Source organism: Streptomyces sp. IBSBF 3136, from assembly GCF_036815105.1.
Classification (GTDB): Bacteria; Actinomycetota; Actinomycetes; order Streptomycetales; family Streptomycetaceae; genus Streptomyces.
Map to the genome: position 1 here is coordinate 1 of NZ_JAJSZC010000194.1, position 15,226 is coordinate 15,226.

The following is a 15,226-nucleotide window of genomic DNA, read 5'->3' on the forward strand; positions in this document are numbered from 1 at the left end:
GCACCTGGTGAGCGCGGCGAGCCCCCGCCCCCGTTCTCGCCCGCCGCCGCGCTCACCAGGTGCTGCACGCTGTCCAGGTCCAGCTCAGCGCCCTCCGGCACGGCCAGCGTGTCGTGGGCCATCGCCGCCAGTTCGCCCCCGCCCGCGCCGAGCGCCAGCACCGTCACCCCGGCCCGGCGCGCGCCGTGCACCCGCTCCAGCAGCTCGGCGGGCTCCTCGGGGGCGACCACCAGCAGGGTCTCGCCGCGCCTCGCCGCCTCGATCCGGCCCGGACCGACGGCCAGGTGCGCGGGGTCGGAAGGGCGCGCGTGGTGCCGTACCAGCGTCGGCGCCAGCTCGGGCGTGCCCGACCAGGCCGCCTCGTCCACCAGGTGCGCGGCCAGGTGCCAGGGCTCGTACTCCGGCGTGCCCACCAGCAACAGCCCGCCGCCGTGCGCCACCACGGACCCGCGCAGCGTCCCCGCGAACCGCCGGGTGGCACCCAGCCACTCGGTCCCGGCGAGCACGTCGCGCAGCAACGCGACCCGTACGGCGTCCATGCGACCGCATCCTGCCGCAACGCGGCAGTCGTGACGTGGAGTTCACCCCGAATTCGCCCGACCCGGGGAGGGGAGACGCACCGTTGCCGTCCACCGAGGAGCCGTCCGATGACCGACGTGACCGTCCCCTTCCGCGCGGGCCACGAGGGATACGCGAGCTTCCGCATCCCCGCCGTCGTCGCGAGCCGCGCGGGCACCCTGCTCGCCTTCTGCGAAGGGCGGGCCGACTCCGCCGCCGACCACGGGCACATCGACATCGTGCTGAAGCGGTCCACGGACGGCGGCCGCACCTGGGGGCCGCTCCAGGTCGCCGCGAGCAACGGCGACGACCTCGCGGGCAACCCGGCCCCCGTCGTCCTGGACACCGGGCGCATCCTGCTCGTGCACGTGCGGGCGGCGGCCGCCGCCACCGAGGACGCCATCCTGCGCGGCCGGGTCACGGACGCCGACGGCCGCCGGGTGTGGCTGCGGTACAGCGACGACGACGGACTGACCTGGTCCCGGCCCAGGGAGATCACCCACCAGGTGAAGCGGCCCGGCTGGCGCTGGTACGCCACCACCCCCGGCCACGCCCTCCAGCTGACCTCCGGCCGCGTCCTGGTCCCCGGCAACCACACCCTGCCGCCCACCGGCACCGACACCGGCGCCGAGGCCCGCTACAACAGCGGCCACTGCCTGCTCAGCGACGACCGCGGCGCGAACTGGTACCTCGGCTTCCTCGACGAGAACACCGACGGCTACGTCAACGTCAACGAGACCACCGCAGCCGAACTCCCCGACGGCCGTGTGTACCTCAACACCCGCAACGACTCCCCGTCCCCCGGCAACCGCGCCGACGCCCACTCCCGGGACGGCGGCAGGACCCTCGTCAAACCGTTCCGCCCGCAGGCCGGACTCGCCGCCCCGGTCTGCGAGGCCGCGGTCCTGCAACTCCGCGACCCCGACCTGCTGCTGTACTCCGGGCCGGCCGACCCCGCCGCCCGCGCCCTGATGACCGTCCGCGCCTCCACCGACGGCGGCACCACCTGGCGCACCGCCCACACCGTCGACGGACTGCCCGCCGCCTACTCCGACCTGGTCCGCGTCGACCGTGACACGGTCGGACTCCTCTACGAGACAGGGGACTTCAGCGCCTACGAGACCGTCACCTTCCGTCGCGTCCCCGTGACGCGGCTCACCTGAACCGGCGCCGTCCGCCCCCGCGGACGCCCGGTGCCGCCCGCCCCGCGGACGTAGAGTCGGCCCATGACCTCTACCGACAGCGCACAGACTCCCGCGAAGGCCCCCGCCAAGGACCCCTGGGACCTGCCCGACGTCTCCGGGCTGGTCGTCGGCGTGCTCGGCGGCACCGGCCCGCAGGGCAAGGGCCTCGCCCACCGGCTCGCCCGGGCCGGCCAGAAGGTGATCATCGGCTCGCGGGCCGCGGAGCGCGCCCGGGCCGCCGCCGAGGAGCTGGGCAACGGCGTCGAGGGCGCCGACAACGCCGAGACCGCGCGCCGCAGCGACATCGTGATCGTCGCCGTGCCGTGGGAGGGCCACGGCAAGACCCTGGAGTCGCTGCGCGAGGAGCTGGCAGGAAAGCTCGTCGTCGACTGCGTGAACCCGCTCGGCTTCGACAAGCAGGGCGCCTACGCGCTCAAGCCGGAGGAGGGCAGCGCCGCCGAGCAGGCCGCCGCCCTGCTGCCGGACTCCCGGGTCACCGCCGCCTTCCACCACCTGTCGGCCGTGCTGCTTCAGGACCCGGAGATCGAGGAGATCGACACCGACGTCATGGTGCTGGGCGACGCCCGCGCCGACGTTGAGACCGTCCAGGCGCTGGCCGGCCGCATCCCGGGCATGCGCGGCATCTTCGCCGGCCGGCTGCGCAACGCCCACCAGGTCGAGTCGCTGGTCGCGAACCTTATCTCCGTCAACCGCCGCTACAAGGCGCACGCCGGGCTCCGCGTCACCGACGTGTGAGTCCATGGGGGACACTGGTGGCCTCAGCAGTGTCCCCCGACAGGAGCCCCCCGTCATGCCCCGCATCGCCCTCTACACCCTGATCGTCTGCCTCCTGGCCACCGCCGCGGCCGTCGTCTCGTTCGTGCAGGGCAGCTGGCTGGGCATCGTCTGGGTGCTGCTGGCGGGGCTGACGTCCAACATGACCTGGTACTACATCAAGCGCCGACGGGACGCCGCCGGCCGCGGGTCCGTCACGGGATGATCGAGCAGCCGGGGTCGCTCTCCCGCCAGAACCGGAACAGGTCGTACCCGCAGTAGGTCTGGACCTCGTCGATCCCGAGGCCCCGCAGGACCGAGTGGATCGCGTCGAAGAACACGCTGTTGACCGCCGGCAGCCACAACAGCGCGAACACGACCATCAGCCCGAACGGCGCGAACGGCTCCACCTGCCGCTTCACCTGGTACGACAGCCACGGCTCGAGCACCCCGTAGCCGTCGAGGCCCGGCACCGGCAGGAAGTTCAGGATCGCCGCCGTCACCTGGAGCAGCGCGAGGAACGCCAGCGCGTACCGGAAGTCGCGGGGCACCCCGTCCAGGGCGTGCAGCCAGAAGGGCGCGGTGCACACCACCGCGAACACCACGTTGGTCAGCGGGCCCGCCGCCGAGATCAGGCTGTGCCGCCACCGGCCCTGGATGCGGCCCCGCTCGATGAAGACCGCGCCGCCCGGCAGACCGATCCCGCCCATGATCATGAAGACCACCGGAAGCACGATGCTCAGCAGCGCGTGCGTGTACTTCAGCGGGTTCAGCGTCAGGTAGCCCTTCGCGCCGACCGAGATGTCCCCGCTGTGCAGCGCGGTGCGCGCGTGCGCGTACTCGTGCAGGCACAGGGAGACGATCCAGGCCGCCGTCACGAACAGGAACACCGCGATCCCCGGCTGCTCGGCGAATCCCGTCCAGGTGGCCCAGCCGGTCACGGCGGCGACGGCCAGGATCCCGAGGAAGACGGGGCTGATCCGCTGATCGCCTCGACGGGTGGTGACGGTGGTCATGGTTCGGGCTCCTGAGGGGCGGGACGGCCGGGAAGCCCGACCGTACCCGCACCGGACCCGCGGGGAAAACGTCTCGCGACCGCCCTTCGGTTCCTGGAGGCTGGCGACATGGCACTGATGAGGGTGTTCTACGAGGACTGGCAGATGGAATGCTGCGGCAACCCGTTCGCCGTGGGGGATGAGGTGGCCTGGAAGCTGGTCGCCTACGGCCGCGCGGACCGGCGGCGCGGAGAGGGGCACGGCGCCGAGGCATGGGTGGAGAACCACGGCGGCCCCGACCGCGAGACCGTGGGCCGCGTCCGGGCCATCGACCTGGTGCACCAGGAGTTCCTGGCCCGGCACGACCCCCGTGCCGCCGAAGCCGCGGCACTCGCCGACGCGGCACCCGGCACGCTGGTCTTCCGGTCGACCGGGCGCGGTCTGGAGCCGGTGCCGGGCCCGCCCACCCTGGAACCCGTCGACGGCTGCCCCCGGTGGTTCGACGAGTTCGAGGAGGAGGAGGAGCAGCCGCCGCGCCGCGTCCCGTTCCGTGTCCGCCGTGCCGTCGGCGTCCTCGTCGCTCTGGAGGTCTCCGACGCCACACCGCCCGAACCCGGTGACCGTCCCTGACGCCTCCGGGGAGAATGGGTCCCGTGCGCTATCGCCTCCTCGGTCCCACCCAGGCCCTCCGCCCCGACGGCACGCCCGTCCCCGTCGGCGGGGCGCGGCTGCGTGCCCTGCTGAGCGTGCTCGCCCTGCGCACCGGCCGGACCGTCCCGGCGGGCGTGCTGGTGGACGAGGTCTGGGGCGCCGACACGCCCGCCGACGCCACCGGCGCGCTGCAGGCGCTGGTCGGCCGGCTGCGCCGGGCGCTCGGCACGGATGCCGTCGCCTCCGCCGACGGCGGCTACCGGCTCGCCGCCGCCCATGACGACATCGACCTCAACCGGTTCGACCGGCTGACCGGCGAGGGCCTGGCCGCCCTGGCCGACGGCGACCCGGCCAAGGCCGCCGCCGTCCTGGACGACGCGCTCGCCCTGTGGCACGGGCCCGCCCTGGCCGACCTGCCCGACCGCGCCGCCGAGGCGGCCCGGTGGGAGACCCGCCGCCTTGACGCCCTGCGCGCCCGGCACACCGCCGCACTCGCCCTCGGCCACGCCGAGCGGGCCCTGCCCGAGCTGGCCGCGCTGTGCGACGGCCACCCCCTGGACGAGCCGCTCCAGGCGCTGCGGCTGCGGGCACTGCGCGACGCCGGCCGGCCCGCCCAGGCGCTCGCCGGCTACGAGGACGTACGACGGCTGCTCGCGGACCGGCTCGGCTCCGACCCCGGTCCCGAACTGCGCGCCCTGCACGCCGAGTTGCTCAGCGAGGAGCCGCCGAGGGCGGACCCGGGGCCCGCGCCGCGGCCCGGCAACCTGCCGGCCCGGCTCACCTCCTTCGTCGGCCGGGAGACCGACATCGCGGCCATCGGCGCCGACCTCGCGACGGCGCGTCTCGTCACCCTGCTCGGGCCCGGCGGCGCCGGCAAGACCCGGCTCTCGCAGGAGGCCGCCGAGGCCGTACGGCACTCCGCCCGGGACGGGGTGTGGCTGGCCGAGCTGGCGCCCGTCGACGACCCGGACGCCGTGCCGCAGGCCGTGCTCACCGCGATCGGCGCCCGCGAGACCGTGCTGCACGGTGCGGGCGCCGAGAGCATGCGCGCCGTCGCCGACCGGCACGACGACCCGGCCGAGCGGCTGGTGGAGCACTGCGCCCGGCGCCGGATGCTGCTCATCCTGGACAACTGCGAGCACGTCGTCGAGGCCGCCGCCCAGCTCGCCGAACGCCTGCTGGCGCACTGCCCGGGGCTGACCCTGCTCGCCACCAGCCGGGAACCGCTCGGCGTGCCCGGCGAGGTGGTGCGGCCCGTGGAACCGCTGCCCGAGCCGGTCGCGCTGCGGCTGCTCGCCGACCGGGGCGCGGCGGCGCGGCCCGGGTTCCGGGTCGAGGACGACCCGGAGGCGTGCGCCGAGATCTGCCGGCGGCTCGACGGGCTGCCCCTCGCGATCGAGCTGGCGGCCGCCCGGCTGCGCATGCTGACGCCCCGCCAGATAGCCGACCGGCTGGACGACCGCTTCCGGCTGCTCACCAGCGGCAGCCGCACCGTGCTGCCCCGCCAGCAGACCCTGCGCGCCGTCGTGGACTGGTCCTGGGACCTGCTCGACGCGGACGAGCGCGACGTCCTCGGCCGGCTCTCGGTGTTCGCGGGCGGCTGCGACCTGGCCGCCGCCGAGGCCGTCTGCGGCCCGGTCGCGCTGGACGCGCTCGGCTCCCTGGTCGACAAGTCCCTCGTGGTGGCCGCCCCCTCGGCCGACGGACAGATGCGCTACCGCCTGCTGGAGACCGTCGCCGAGTACGCGGCCGAACGGCTGGACGAGACCGGGCGCCGTGCCGACGCCGAACGCGCCCACCTGACCTACTACCGCGAACTGACCCGCACCACCGACCCGTTGCTGCGCGGTCACGGACAGCGCGCCGCCGTCGACCGGCTCCAGCTCGAGTACGAGAACGTGCGCACCGCCCTGCGGCACGCCATCGCCGGCCGGGACGAGCAGGAGGCGCTCTGCATCATCCACGGCCTGATCTGGTACTGGCAGATGCGTGACCTGCGGGTCGAGGCCCGCAACCTGTGCCGGGAGGTCATGGCGCTGGGCCCCGACCCGTTCGAGGAGCCGGTGCGCCGCGCCGCGCCGGTGTGGCAGCGCTGCACCGACGTCCCGCCCCCCTACACCGGCGAACTGCTCGACGAGGCCCGGCGCGGACTGCATCTGGCCCATCTGGCCTGCATGGACACGGAACTGGAGACGTGGCAGACGCCCGCGGCCCAGACCAAGCTGCGCGCCATCACCCAGGTCTACGAACCCGGCATGCCGCAGACCTGCCGCGCACCGGGCATGATCTGGTTCCTCGCCGAGCTGCTGACCGGCGGCGTCGACCGGCTGCGCACCATCCTCGACTCCAGCGTCCGCACCTGCCGGGACGCCCCCGGGTTCGAGTGGGAGCTCGCCGGCACCCTGCAGATGCGCGCCAACATCCTCGCCAACCGCACCGAGTGGGCGGGCGACGCCACCCGCGACGCCGACGAGGCGCTGGAGATCTTCGAGCGGCTCGGGGACGCCTGGGGCGCCGCCGAGGCGCTGTCCGCCCGCGGCGAGTCGTACGAGCGCAAGGGCGACTACGAGGCGGCCGCCGCCGACTTCCGGGCGGCCGTCGCGCACGCCGAGCGCCTCGGCGCCCGCGCCCAGACCGCGGTGCTGGCCATCCGCCTGGGCGCCGTACTGCTGGAGACGGGCGAACCGGAGCAGGGCGAGCGCCTGCTGCGCGAGATCATCGCGCGCACCGACGGCACCAACAGCGAGGCGCTGCCCATGGCCCGCCTCTTCCTGTCCTCCCGGCTCTGCCTGACCGGCCGGGTCGCCGAGGCGCGCGAACAACTGCGGCTGCTGCGCGAGGGGTTCACCATCGCGCACTTCGTCGTCTTCGACGCCCTCATCCTCGGTCAGGAGTCCTGGGTGGACCTCGTCGACGGCCGTGCCGAGGAGGCCGTGGACAAGATCCGGCAGGCACTGGAGCGCGCCCGCGACCCGCTGTCCCTGGCCATCGCGCCGCACCTGCATCCCCTGTACCTGACCATCGCCGCCGCCGCCCTCGCGGAGGTGGACGGCGGCAGCCGTGCCGCCGACGCCGCCCGCTGCCTGGGCGCCGCCCACGCGCTGCTGCCCCCGGGGCACGTCGCCACGACCGTCGAGCGGGCGACGCGCGACCACGCCGAGGGGGCCGTCCTCGCCGTGCTCGACCGCACGGCGTACGACACCGCGTACGCCGAGGGCGGTGGCCTCTCCCTCGTGGAGGCCACCGCCCTGGTCTGACCGTCCCGGCGGGTCAGGCCTTGGTGCGGAACTTGTGGATGGCGACCGGCGCCATGACCGCGGTGAGGCCCACCGACCAGATCAGGGTCACCCACAGGTCGTGCGCGACCGGGCCGCCCTCCATCAGGCCGCGCGCGGTGTCGGCCAGCGCGGACAGCGGGTTGTAGTCGGTGAACGACCGGAGCCAGCCCGGCATCGACGCGGTCGGCGCGAAGATCGACGAGCCGAACTGCAGCGGCATCAGCACCAGGAAGCCCATCGCCTGCACCGACTGGGCGTTCTTCATCACCACGCCGAGGGTCAGGAAGACCCACATCAGCGCCGAGCCGAACACCACCGACAGACCGACGGAGGCCAGCAGACCGCTCCAGCTGTGGATGTCGTAACCCACGAGGACGGCGACGACCATCAGTACGCAGGTCGCGAACAGCATCCGCAGCAGCTCCACCGCGATCTTCGCGAAGAGGACGGAGCCGCGCCCGATGGGCAGCGAGCGGAAACGGTCCATGACACCGGAGTTGAAGTCCTGGTTGAAGCCGGTGCCCACGCCTTGGGCCATGTTCATGCCCATCATGGCCATGAGTCCCGGGATCACGTACTGGACGTACCGGTCCTGGCCGCCGCCCAGCGACTGCCCGATGGAGCCGCCAAAGACGTACACGAACAGCAGCGTGAAGATGACCGGGAAGAGGACCGCGTCGAACATCGACTCGGGGTCCTGCCGGATCCACAGCAGGTTGCGGCGGATCAGCGCGCCGGTGTGCCGCAGATGGGCCCGCAGGGTGATGGGGGTGTCCGCCTGCACGGCGGCCGGGGACAGGGTGGCGGTACTCATACGGCGACCTCCTGGCGGTCGTCGGCGGGCATGGCGTCCTGCGGGGCACTGGCACGGTGGCCGGTGAGGGACAGGAACACCTCGTCCAGGCTGGGCAGTTCGGTGGTGATGGAGGAGATCGTGATGCCGCGCGCGGTGACCGCGCCGACCACGGCGGTCAGCTGCTCGTCGCTGAGGATCGGCACCAGCAGGGTCCCGGTCTCGGTGTCCACGGTGGTGGTGGCGAGCCCGGTGATGCCCAGGTCGTCCAGCATCGCGGCGAGCGGCCGCAGCTGGAGCGCGTCCACCGGCCGGACGCGCAGGCTGCGCCCGCCGACCTTGGCCTTCAGCTCCTCGATGCCGCCGTTCGCGATCACCTTGCCGCGGTCCACGACGGTCAGCTCGGTGGCGAGCTGCTCGGCCTCCTCCATGTACTGGGTGGTGAGCAGCACGGTGACCCCGTCCCCGACCATCGCCTTGACCTCGTCCCACACCTCGTTGCGGGTCCGCGGGTCGAGCCCGGTCGTCGGCTCGTCCAGGTACAGCACGGCCGGCCGGCCGATCATCGAGGCGGCGAGGTCGAGCCGCCTGCGCATGCCGCCGGAGTAGGTGCCCGCCGGGCGCTTGGCCGCCTCCGTCAGCGAGAACCGCTCCAGCAGCTCGTCGGCGCGGGTGCGGGCGTCCTTGCGGGACAGGTCCAGCAGCCGGCCGATCAGGTACAGGTTCTCCCAGCCGGGGAGCTTCTCGTCCACGGAGGCGTACTGGCCGGTCAGCCCTATCACCCGGCGCAGCTGCCGGGGCTGGCGCACGACGTCGTAGCCGGCCACGGTGGCCTGCCCGGCGTCCGGGGTGATCAGGGTGGACAGGATCCGCACGAGGGTGGTCTTGCCCGCACCGTTGGGCCCGAGCACACCCATCACGGTGCCCTCGCGCACGTCCAGGTCGACCCCGTCCAGCGCCTTGGTCTCGCCGTAGTGCTTGACCAGTCCCCGTACGGCCACGGCGGGGCGCCCGCCGGCGGGGTTGTCGTCGATTCGCGTCATGCCGAAGACGGTGCCAGGGTCCGCCGACAAACCACCGACAGCCCGCCTACACGGCCCGACAGACCGCCGACAGCCCGCGAAGGGGCGGGCCCGCAAAGGGGCAGCCCCGCCGACGGGGGACGATCAGCGGGGCTGCCGGGGTGTTGCCGTGGTGGTCTAGTGGACGGAGTGCTCCTCCAGCGGGAAGGTCCCGCCGACGACGTCCTGCGCGAACTCCTTGACCGCGTCGCTCATGACCTCGCGCAGGTTCGCGTACTTCTTGACGAACTTCGGGACCCGGCCCGGGGTCAGCCCGAGCATGTCGGTCCACACGAGGACCTGCGCGTCCGTCTCGGGACCCGCGCCGATGCCCACCGTCGGGATGTGCAGCACCCGCGTCACCTCGGCGGCCAGCTCCGCCGGCACCAGTTCCAGGACGACCGCGAAGGCGCCCGCGTCCTGCACCGCCTTGGCGTCGCGCAGCAGCTGCTGGGCGGCCTCCTCGCCGCGTCCCTGCACGCGGTAGCCCATCGCGTTGACCGACTGCGGGGTCAGCCCGATGTGCGCCATGACCGGGATGCCGGACTCCACCAGCAGCCGGATCTGCTCGTGCGACCGCTCGCCGCCCTCCAGCTTGACCGCGCCGACCCCGGCCTCCTTCACCAGCCGGGTCGCCGAGCGCAACGCCTGCACCGGACCCTCCTGGTAGGAGCCGAAGGGCAGGTCGCCGACGATCAGGGCGCGGGTCGTGCCGCGTACGACGGCCGCCGACAGCATGGTCATCTGGTCGAGGGTGACGGGTACGGTCGTCTCGTAGCCCAGGTGACAGTTGCCCGCCGAGTCGCCGACCAGCATGACCGGGATGCCGGCCTCGTCGAAGACGGACGCGGTCATCGCGTCGTAGGCGGTGAGCATGGGCCACTTCTCGCCCCGCTCCTTGGCGAGGGCGATGTCGCGGACGGTGATGCGGCGTGTGCCCTTACCCCCGTACAGCGCCTTGCTGCCGTCGGAGGGCTTGTTCTGGGCAGCCGAAAGCTGCGTCATGGCAACGGCTCCTTCAGTCATCTCGAGGCGCCCTCACGGCGTCCCCGGATCGCCTCCATGGTGGCACCTCGTGCCGTTCGGGGCCAGGGGACCCCCGTGTGATCCCTTCCGCGTCCGATCAAGCCTCATTCCGTAAGGCCCGAGTAAAGAAAATAAGATACGAGACGGTTCCGTATCGGAATGGCCTTAGGCTCGGACGCATGACAACATCCGTCCCTGCCTCCCGGATACCGGAAGCGGTGCACCGGCGCCGCTGGGCGATCCTCGGCGTGCTGATGCTGAGCCTGCTCATCGTGGTGCTCGACAACTCGATCCTGAACGTCGCCATCAAGACCATCTCCACCCCGGCGCCCACCGGCCTCGGCGCCACGCAGAGCCAGATCGAGTGGGCGATCAACTCCTACACGCTCGTCTTCGCCGGCCTGCTGTTCACCGCCGGGCTCATCGGCGACCGCCTCGGCCGCAAGAAGGTCCTGCTCGGCGGCCTCGTCGTGTTCGGCCTCGGCTCGGCCCTGGCCGCCGAGTCCGGCTCCCCGGGCCAGCTCATCGCCTACCGGGCCCTGATGGCCCTCGGTGCCGCCTTCGTGATGCCGGCCACCCTCGCGGTGCTGATGAACGTCTTCGAGCGCGAGGAGCAGCCCAAGGCCATCGGCATCTGGGCGGGCGGCGTGGGCCTCGCCATCGCCATCGGCCCGATCACCGGCGGCGCCCTCCTCGACCACTTCTGGTGGGGCTCGGTCTTCCTCATCAACGTGCCGATCGTGATCGTCGCGCTCGCCCTGATGGTGTGGCTGGTGCCCGACTCCCGCGACCCGAACCCGGGCCGGCTCGACCCCGTCGGCGTGGTGCTGTCCGTCGTCGGCCTGGTCCTGCTCGTCTACGGCATCATCAAGGGCGGCGAGCTGGCCGACTTCACCGACGCCAAGGTACTGGCGACCATCGTCGCCGGTCTCGCCGTCCTCGCCGCGTTCGTCGTCCACGAGAAGCGCAGCGACCACCCGTCGCTGGACGTCACCTACTTCAAGAACAAGGTCTTCTCGGCGGCCATGGCGGCCATCGCGCTGGTCTTCTTCGCGCTGATGGGCGTCACCTTCTTCTCGGTCTTCTACACCCAGAGCGTGCGCGGCTACTCGCCGCTGGAGTCCGGCGTGCTGATGCTGCCGCTGGCCGCCGCTCAGATGATCTTCGCGCCGCGTGCCCGGCTGGTGGTCGACCGGTTCGGCAACAAGGCCACCACCACGGCGGGCCTGGTGCTGATCGCCGCGACGCTGGCCACCTTCGCCACCTTCGAGGCCGACACGCCGATCTGGCTGCTGGAGATCGTCTTCTTCCTGATGGGCACCGGCATGGCGCACATCATGACGCCGACCTCCGTCGTCATCATGCAGGCCCTGCCCCGCGAGAAGGCCGGTTCCGCCTCCGCGCTCAGCAACACCTTCCGCCAGGTCGGCGGCGCCCTCGGCATCGCCGTGCTCGGCTCGGTGCTCTCCACCGCCTACCGCGACGGCATCGAGGGCAAGCTCGGCCTGCTGCCGCCCGGGCTGCGCGACACCGCGGGGGAGTCCATCGAGGCCACCCTCGGCATCGCCGAGAAGCTCGGCGCGCGCGGCCAGGGCCTGATCACGCCCGCCAACGACGCCTTCCTGCACGCCATGCACGTCACGGCGCTGTGCGGCACGGGTGTCGCGCTGGTCGGCGCCGTGGTGACCGCCCTGTGGCTGCCGGGCAAGCCGCCGGCCGGCCAGGAGGGCAAGCGGGAACCCGAGTTGGTCGCCGCGAAGGACTGACCGCACCAGCACCACTCCACGGGGGAAGGAGGCGGCTGCGGGACAATTCCCGCAGCACACCGAAAGGACGGACGAGTGAGCCTTGCCGATAGCCGGCCGCGGCCGGACGGGCCCGCGCGGGGACGACCGCGCAGTGAGGCCGTGGAACGAGCCATCATCGAGGGTGTGATGCAGCTCCTGGAGGAGGGCGTGCCCCTCGCCGAGCTCTCCATCGAGCGCGTCGCCCGCACGGCAGGCGTCGGCAAGGCCACCATCTACCGCCGCTGGAGCGGCAAGGAGGAACTGTTCGTCGACGTCGTGCGCGCCGCCGAACCCCCCGACCCCGAACTCCCCGGCACCTCCATGCGCGACGACCTCGTCGTCCTGCTGGAGAGCCTGCGCCGGCGCGGTCTCGCGACCCGCTCCTCGGTGATCCTGCACAACGTCTACGCCCAGATGAAGTCCAGCCCGCGGATCTGGGCCGCCTACCACGCCAGCGTCATAGCGCCCCGGCGCGCGCTCGGCATGGACGTGCTGCGGCGCGGGCTGCGCGACGGCGAACTGCGGCCGGACGTCGACCTGGAGCTGGTCAACGACATGTTCGTCGGCCCCATGCTGGTCCGTTCCGTCATGCGCCCGGACGCCGAGCTGCCCGAGGGCCTCGCGGAGGAGATCGTCGACACGGTCCTGGCCGGCCTACGGCCCGTCAGCTCGCCGACCTCGTAGCGCGTATGTGCGCGTTTCGTCACAGACCCGGGCGGTGCCGGGGGTAACCGGAACCCCTGGCGCCGCCTCGTTCGTCCTCGTCTTCCGTACGGCCGTCGCGGGACGGCGGGATCGGAGCCGATCATCCCCTAGGGTCGGAAGAGCGCGGGGGGAACGACGGTGGGCACGGCAGGCAGTGAGGCAGACGGTATGGCGCGGCAGGCGTACTTGACGGAGACGGACCACGGAGGCTCGGGGCCCGAGCGACCGGGATCGCGGCTCCGACGCCTGGTGCGGCGCCTGCTGCACGGCTGGCGCGGCGATCCGCGCGTCTGGCGCAGAGGTGTCGTCCTCGCCGTCCTCGCGCTGCTGCTCGCCCTGGTGATGCTGGTGCACTCGCACATCCCCAACCGGGTGGGCAACCTGGGCAGTCTCAGCGAGACGTTCCTGCCCTGGCTGGGGCTGGCCATCCCGGTGCTGCTGGTCCTCGGCGTGCTGCGCAGGTCGGCGACCGCCCTGATCGCGGTCCTGCTCCCGGGCATCGTGTGGCTGAACCTCTTCGGCGGTCTGCTCACCGACAAGCAGGGCACCGGCGGCGACCTGATGGTGGCCACCCACAACGTGAACGCGGACAACCCCGACCCGGCCGTGACCGCGCGGGACGTCGCCTCCTCCGGGGCCGAGCTGCTGGCGCTGGAGGAGCTGCCCGCGTCCGCCGTCCCGGTGTACGAGAAGACGCTCGCGTCGACGTACCGGTACCACGCGGTCGTCGGCACGGTCGGGCTGTGGAGCAAGTACCCGATGACCGGCGTCGAGGCGGTCGACATCAAGCTCGGCTGGAAGCGCGCGATGCGCGCGACCGTCGCCACCCCCGAGGGCCCGCTCGCGGTGTACGTCGCCCACATGCCCTCGGTGCGCGTGAAGATGGAGGCCGGGTTCACCGCCCGGCAGCGCGACAAGAGCGCCGACGCGCTCGGCGAGGCCATCGCCGACGAGACGCTGAAGCGGATCGTGCTGCTCGGCGACCTGAACGGCACGATGAACGACCGCTCGCTCAACGCCGTGACCTCCCAGCTGCGCTCCACGCAGGGAGCGGCGGGCAGCGGCTTCGGGTTCAGCTGGCCGGCGTCCTTCCCGATGGCGCGGATCGACCAGATCATGGTCAGGGGCGTCGAGCCGGAGAGCTCCTGGACGCTGCCGCGTACGGGCAGCGACCACCTGCCGGTGGCCGCGCGTGTGAAGCTCGACACGTCCTCGTAACCCGCCGGAATACCGCGCCCGGGAGACTTTGTTCCGCCACTGAACATATAGTGGACGGAACTCCGCTCTCCCTCGAAAGGCACAGGCCCTTCATGCCCCTGGCCCTGCTCGCCCTGGCCGTCGGCGCCTTCGGTATCGGTACCACCGAGTTCGTGATGATGGGGCTGCTCCCCGACGTCGCGGACGACCTGCACCTCTCCATCCCCACCGCGGGACACCTCGTCTCGGCCTACGCGCTGGGCGTCGTCATCGGCGCCCCGCTGCTGGCGGCGCTCACCGCGCGCATGTCGCGCCGCCAGGTGCTGATCGGACTGATGGCCCTGTTCGTCGCGGGCAACGCGCTCTCCGCGTTCGCCCCCGGCTACGACTCCCTGCTGGCCGCCCGCTTCCTCAGCGGGCTGCCGCACGGCGCGTTCTTCGGCGTGGGCGCGGTCGTGGCCACCGGCATGGTCGCGCCGGAGCGCAAGGCGCGCTCGGTGTCCCTGATGTTCCTCGGCCTGACCGTCGCCAACATCGCCGGCGTCCCCGTCGCCACGCTGATGGGCCAGCACCTCGGCTGGCGGGCGACCTTCCTCGGCGTGAGCGCGATCGGCCTGGCCGCGATAGCGTCCCTCGCCCTGCTGATCCCCCACGACAACGCGGCCGCCCCCACGACCGGCCTGCGCGGCGAACTGGCGGCGCTGCGGTCGCTGCCGGTGTGGCTGGCCCTGGGCACCACCGTGGCCGGCTTCGGCGCGCTCTTCGCCGCCTACAGCTACGTCACCCCGATGCTCACGGACGCGGCGGGCTTCGCCGAGACGAACGTGACGCTGCTGCTCGCCCTGTTCGGCGTCGGCGCGACGGCCGGCAACCTCCTCGGCGGCCGCCTCGCGGACCACTCCCTGCGCGGCACCCTGTTCGGCGGCCTCGCCTCCCTGGTGGCCGTCCTGCTCCTCTTCCCGCTCCTGATGCGGGCGGAGTGGAGCGCGGCCCTCGCCGTGGCCCTGCTCGGCATGGCGGCGTTCGTCACCGGCTCCCCCCTCCAGCTGATGGTGATGGAGAAGGCCGCGGCGGCCCCCTCCCTCGCCTCCTCCGCCAACCAGGCCGCCTTCAACCTCGCGAACGCGGGCGGCGCCTGGATCGGCGGCCTGGCCCTGGCAGCGGGCTTCGGAGCGACGTCGCCCGCGCTGGCGGGGGCGGGGCTGGCGGTGCTGGGG

At 72.9% G+C, this 15,226-nt stretch carries 14 protein-coding genes; 9 read left to right on the forward strand and 5 right to left on the reverse strand.

Going from position 1 to position 15,226, the window contains the following annotated elements; all coding sequences use genetic code 11:
• A partial coding sequence (locus V7E45_RS30955) for a hypothetical protein (protein ID WP_333777532.1) occupies positions 1–539 on the reverse strand: 539 nt, incomplete at its 3' end.
• 108 nt (positions 540–647) lie between these two features.
• Between V7E45_RS30955 and V7E45_RS30960 the strand changes: the two genes are divergently transcribed.
• From V7E45_RS30960 to V7E45_RS30970, 3 genes are all read left to right on the forward strand, one after another.
• On the forward strand, positions 648–1,721 hold the full coding sequence (locus V7E45_RS30960; RefSeq protein ID WP_333777533.1) for a sialidase family protein: 1,074 nt from the start codon (positions 648–650) through the stop codon (positions 1,719–1,721).
• Positions 1,722–1,784: 63 nt separating this feature from the next.
• Entirely contained in the window at positions 1,785–2,498 is a 714-nt protein-coding gene (gene npdG / locus V7E45_RS30965) for an NADPH-dependent F420 reductase (protein WP_333777534.1), read from the forward strand.
• Between the two features lie 55 nt (positions 2,499–2,553).
• Positions 2,554–2,742, forward strand: a complete 189-nt coding sequence (locus V7E45_RS30970) for a hypothetical protein (protein WP_333777535.1) — start codon at positions 2,554–2,556, stop codon at positions 2,740–2,742.
• Here the strand turns inward: V7E45_RS30970 and V7E45_RS30975 are convergent.
• Positions 2,732–3,532, reverse strand: coding sequence for a site-2 protease family protein (locus V7E45_RS30975; RefSeq protein ID WP_333777536.1), 801 nt, complete (start codon positions 3,530–3,532; stop codon positions 2,732–2,734). The two genes, V7E45_RS30970 and V7E45_RS30975, sit on opposite strands and share 11 nt — an antisense overlap.
• A 108-nt stretch (positions 3,533–3,640) precedes the next feature.
• On the opposite strand from V7E45_RS30975, the gene V7E45_RS30980 reads away from it, so the two are divergent.
• Both V7E45_RS30980 and V7E45_RS30985 read left to right on the forward strand, forming a co-directional pair.
• On the forward strand, positions 3,641–4,141 hold the full coding sequence (locus V7E45_RS30980; RefSeq protein WP_333777537.1) for a DUF6578 domain-containing protein: 501 nt from the start codon (positions 3,641–3,643) through the stop codon (positions 4,139–4,141).
• A 14-nt stretch (positions 4,142–4,155) separates the two neighbouring features.
• Entirely contained in the window at positions 4,156–7,419 is a 3,264-nt protein-coding gene (locus V7E45_RS30985; RefSeq protein WP_333777538.1) for a BTAD domain-containing putative transcriptional regulator, read from the forward strand.
• A 13-nt stretch (positions 7,420–7,432) separates the two neighbouring features.
• Here the strand turns inward: V7E45_RS30985 and V7E45_RS30990 are convergent, their stop codons facing one another.
• From V7E45_RS30990 to panB, 3 genes are all read right to left on the reverse strand, one after another.
• Positions 7,433–8,254, reverse strand: a complete 822-nt coding sequence (locus V7E45_RS30990; protein ID WP_333777539.1) for an ABC transporter permease — start codon at positions 8,252–8,254, stop codon at positions 7,433–7,435.
• On the reverse strand, positions 8,251–9,276 hold the full coding sequence (locus V7E45_RS30995; RefSeq protein WP_333777540.1) for an ATP-binding cassette domain-containing protein: 1,026 nt from the start codon (positions 9,274–9,276) through the stop codon (positions 8,251–8,253). Before V7E45_RS30995 ends, V7E45_RS30990 begins: the two co-directional genes overlap by 4 nt.
• A gap of 156 nt (positions 9,277–9,432) precedes the next feature.
• Positions 9,433–10,299 carry a 3-methyl-2-oxobutanoate hydroxymethyltransferase gene (gene panB / locus V7E45_RS31000; RefSeq protein WP_333777541.1) on the reverse strand — a complete coding sequence of 289 codons (867 nt, stop codon included), beginning with the start codon at positions 10,297–10,299 and terminating at the stop codon, positions 9,433–9,435.
• A gap of 200 nt (positions 10,300–10,499) precedes the next feature.
• Here panB and V7E45_RS31005 point away from each other — a divergent pair, with 200 nt between their 5' ends.
• The 4 genes from V7E45_RS31005 to V7E45_RS31020 all read left to right on the forward strand — a co-directional run.
• A complete protein-coding gene (locus tag V7E45_RS31005) occupies positions 10,500–12,086 on the forward strand; it encodes an MFS transporter (RefSeq protein ID WP_333777542.1) in 1,587 nt (528 codons plus the stop codon).
• A gap of 75 nt (positions 12,087–12,161) precedes the next feature.
• The gene (locus tag V7E45_RS31010; RefSeq protein ID WP_333777544.1) at positions 12,162–12,791 is read left to right on the forward strand and encodes a TetR/AcrR family transcriptional regulator; all 630 of its coding nucleotides are present in this window, start codon (positions 12,162–12,164) and stop codon (positions 12,789–12,791) included.
• Positions 12,792–12,980: 189 nt separating this feature from the next.
• Positions 12,981–14,030, forward strand: a complete 1,050-nt coding sequence (locus V7E45_RS31015) for an endonuclease/exonuclease/phosphatase family protein (protein WP_333777545.1) — start codon at positions 12,981–12,983, stop codon at positions 14,028–14,030.
• A 92-nt stretch (positions 14,031–14,122) separates the two neighbouring features.
• Positions 14,123–15,226: MFS transporter (locus tag V7E45_RS31020; RefSeq protein ID WP_333777546.1), on the forward strand; the 1,104-nt coding region annotated here is incomplete at its 3' end.

Excerpts from the sequence above, each read along its gene's own strand:
- V7E45_RS30975 (WP_333777536.1), bottom strand. The coding sequence starts at position 3,532 with ATGACCACCGTCACCACCCGTCGAGGCGATCAGCGGATCAGCCCCGTC.
- V7E45_RS30995 (WP_333777540.1), bottom strand. The coding sequence starts at position 9,276 with ATGACGCGAATCGACGACAACCCCGCCGGCGGGCGCCCCGCCGTGGCC.
- V7E45_RS31005 (WP_333777542.1), top strand. The coding sequence starts at position 10,500 with ATGACAACATCCGTCCCTGCCTCCCGGATACCGGAAGCGGTGCACCGG.
- panB (WP_333777541.1), bottom strand. The coding sequence starts at position 10,299 with ATGACGCAGCTTTCGGCTGCCCAGAACAAGCCCTCCGACGGCAGCAAG.
- npdG (WP_333777534.1), top strand. The coding sequence starts at position 1,785 with ATGACCTCTACCGACAGCGCACAGACTCCCGCGAAGGCCCCCGCCAAG.
- V7E45_RS30985 (WP_333777538.1), top strand. The coding sequence starts at position 4,156 with ATGGGTCCCGTGCGCTATCGCCTCCTCGGTCCCACCCAGGCCCTCCGC.
- V7E45_RS30970 (WP_333777535.1), top strand. The coding sequence starts at position 2,554 with ATGCCCCGCATCGCCCTCTACACCCTGATCGTCTGCCTCCTGGCCACC.
- V7E45_RS30960 (WP_333777533.1), top strand. The coding sequence starts at position 648 with ATGACCGACGTGACCGTCCCCTTCCGCGCGGGCCACGAGGGATACGCG.
- V7E45_RS30980 (WP_333777537.1), top strand. The coding sequence starts at position 3,641 with ATGGCACTGATGAGGGTGTTCTACGAGGACTGGCAGATGGAATGCTGC.
- V7E45_RS30990 (WP_333777539.1), bottom strand. The coding sequence starts at position 8,254 with ATGAGTACCGCCACCCTGTCCCCGGCCGCCGTGCAGGCGGACACCCCC.
- V7E45_RS31015 (WP_333777545.1), top strand. The coding sequence starts at position 12,981 with ATGGCGCGGCAGGCGTACTTGACGGAGACGGACCACGGAGGCTCGGGG.